Annotated in this window: 3 protein-coding genes and 1 pseudogene; 2 read left to right on the top strand and 2 right to left on the bottom strand. The window is 61.9% G+C overall.

What is annotated here, in order from left to right; translation table 11 throughout:
• Window positions 1-46: 46 nt before the first annotated feature.
• Both IEY69_RS21560 and IEY69_RS21555 read left to right on the top strand, forming a co-directional pair.
• Window positions 47-463, top strand: coding sequence for an HAD family hydrolase (locus IEY69_RS21560; RefSeq protein ID WP_189075121.1), 417 nt, complete (start codon window positions 47-49; stop codon window positions 461-463).
• A 105-nt stretch (window positions 464-568) separates the two neighbouring features.
• Window positions 569-1,693: pseudogene (locus tag IEY69_RS21555) on the top strand (IS4 family transposase).
• Here IEY69_RS21555 and IEY69_RS22165 read toward each other — a convergent pair.
• Window positions 1,683-2,183 carry an IS5 family transposase gene (locus IEY69_RS22165; RefSeq protein ID WP_373291101.1) on the bottom strand — a complete coding sequence of 167 codons (501 nt, stop codon included), beginning with the start codon at window positions 2,181-2,183 and terminating at the stop codon, window positions 1,683-1,685. The pseudogene IEY69_RS21555 and the gene IEY69_RS22165 overlap by 11 nt on opposite strands.
• A 29-nt stretch (window positions 2,184-2,212) precedes the next feature.
• Window positions 2,213-2,653: hypothetical protein (locus tag IEY69_RS21545; RefSeq protein WP_189075119.1), on the bottom strand; the 441-nt coding region annotated here is incomplete at its 5' end.

The raw sequence follows: 2,653 nt of genomic DNA, 5'->3' as shown, positions 1-2,653 counted from the left end.
CGTCCGGGGATAGGCCCCGGACGCTCGCATTTCAGTGGTGTCGGGCATGGTTCCAGCCAACTACCCTTACCTGACGCCCGCAGGAAAACAAACCGCGTATAAAGTGCGTTACAGCCACCCGCAAGCCGCTTCATACGCGGAGCACCTGCGGGCGACGCAACCTCACCTGGTGGTCACGGGCGGCCTTGAGCCTTACTTAAATTTCGTTTCAGTGACACCCAAAAACGCCACCAAGAGCATGGCGCTAAGGCGCATTGCGGCCGCTCTACGGATCCCGCTGGATTACACCGTGGCTTTTGGAGACAGTGACAATGACGCTGACCTGCTCGAAACTGCCGGGTTCGCTGTGCAGATCGGCACTCACCCGCATCTGACGCCGCACGCAGATTGGCAATTGGCTGAGCAGGCTGAATTGAACGGGTATCTCCGCCGTCTGATTGAGCAGCTCCACGCCAGAACTTGACCACGAGACTTCTCAGCTCTGCCCGAGAGATCGGGTGGAATGAAGTAGCCGGAGGACTCAGCACCTGACACTTTGCGATGAATGGCGTCCTGGACGCAGTGCGGCATGCAAAGGGCAGCATCTTGGTCTGTGACGATCCAGAATCCTGCCCGCCTCCATGCTGACACGCTGGCCGCCCACCTGAAAGGCTGCCTGCCTCACCGACGAACCGATGCCCTGAGGCGGCTCGCGGAAGTGCTCCTGGCGCTCCTCCAGGCCGAATCCAGCCTGCACCGTAAGATCGCGCTCCATCTCCCCAGGGAAGCGACGCTGGAATCAAAGACTCGCACGGTTGCCCGCGTCTTCCACGACGCTCAGCTCACCCCGCAGGACGTCTTGGACGTCCTGCTTCCTCTGCTCCCTGACGGCAAGTTGACGCTGATCATGGACCGCACCACCTGGCACTATGGTCAGACACCGCTGAACATCCTGGTCCTGGGCGCCATCCTCGGGGGCGCGGTCATTCCCCTCGTGTGGTCGATCCTCCCGCATTAAGGGAACAGCAGCACCGCGGCCCGCATCCTTCTGGTCTCCCGGCTGCTCCAGGTTCTTCCAGCCCGGCGCTGGTCGGTGCTCATCGCAGACCGGGAGTTCGTCGGGCAGGAATGGTGCTCATTCCTGCGCTGGAAACGCATCCGGCAGTGTCTGCGCATCCGGGAGAACACCCGCGCCCTGGATGACCTGGCCCGGGACTTGTTCACGACCCTCCAGCCCGGGGAAGTCCGCACGCTCTTCGCGCGGACCTGGGTGTATGGCGGGTGGATGCACGTGGTCATCACCCTGTCCCCCGCAGGGGACAGGGTGATCGTCGCCTCGGATTTGCCTATCCTGGACGTGTTGAAGACCTATCGTCTCCGCTGGGGCATCGAGTCCGCGTTCTCGTCGTTGAAGGGCCGCGGGCTGAACCTGGAAGCCACGCACATGACCGCCCCTGACCGGATTTCCCGGTTATTCGGTCTGCTATGCCTTGCGCTGGCGTGGATGGCCCGGGTGGGCGCGCAGACCGTGTTGCAACACGCCGCAAGGCAGGACAATCGAGGCCGGGCGGAGGTGAGCCAGGTGCGCATCGGGTGGCAGGTGCTGGGTCAGGCCGCACGGTGGGGCGGGGAGGCCTTCTGGGTCTGCCTTGAGCTGCTCAGGACGCCTTTCCCGACCACCCACACGTCAAATTCCCGAAGTGTCAGGTGCTGAGGGGCCCATCTGCACGTTGCCTTTCACTGAGCACCAAGCTCAATGGCCGGGCGAGACCATCCGCGCACCGTTGGATGTTTGTGGTCCGTCCCCCACGGGACAGGCCAAGCCATTCTGCCGGTACGGGGTCACGGGGCTCATCACGAGCCTGTTGACTTCGTGCGCCGACCGCGCTCTGATGCGCGCGAAGTCGGGTGCTGTCCAGGGCTGCTGCATGCCAATCAATATGGCCAGCCATGTCCGCGAGACATTGCCGTGTTCGGAGAATATGCGTCCGGATGCCAGCGCTTTCCCAGCGCACCATGCGGGCATGGCAGGTTTCCCAGGGGCCGTAAGCTTTACGGATCTCGCGCCACGGCGCCGCAGTTTTCAGGCGCCAGGGGATACCGTTGACTACCATGCGGTGATCTGCATACCGCTGGCCACGCGGTGGCTGAGGTGGCTGGAGGGTCAACCATTGTGACTCGGTCAGATCAGTACGTCGTGACAAGTACTCAAGCTATTTCTGCTGAATGAACTTCAGTCTTGAAGTCGATGCCACTTGATCGTGCTCAGGTCAGCGCAAAGGCAGCGCACCCAGCGCGTGTACCCCGCCAGGGTCACGACATGGAGTGAAGGGTCAGCCTTTAGGCCGTAGCTCAGGTGACGTCCGACACGGGTGTCATTCATCAATTGACCAAAGTTGGAAGGGGGAACAAAGTGACCCTGGTCGATGGCAACATGGTCAACGACGCGATGCCATTCGAGGCGTGTGCCTCTCCGATGTACCTCGTTTGACCATCCCTCTTCACTTTGAGCGAGGAGCAGCGCGTTGGTCGAGACCAGGATTTCGATGAGACCCAGATCATCATGACCGATCTGGATGGCCAGGATGCCCGCTCCATAGGAAGCGCGGCTCTGTACCGGACATCTTGCCTTCAAGCCGCGCCTGGCGCGTGAAATGGCGTGCTCAGCAGCCTG

It is taken from the genome of Deinococcus sedimenti (assembly GCF_014648135.1).
In the GTDB taxonomy this organism is placed as follows: domain Bacteria; phylum Deinococcota; class Deinococci; order Deinococcales; family Deinococcaceae; genus Deinococcus; species Deinococcus sedimenti.
Note: the sequence above shows the minus strand (reverse complement) of the source record. Positions and strands in the feature narration are given on the sequence as shown.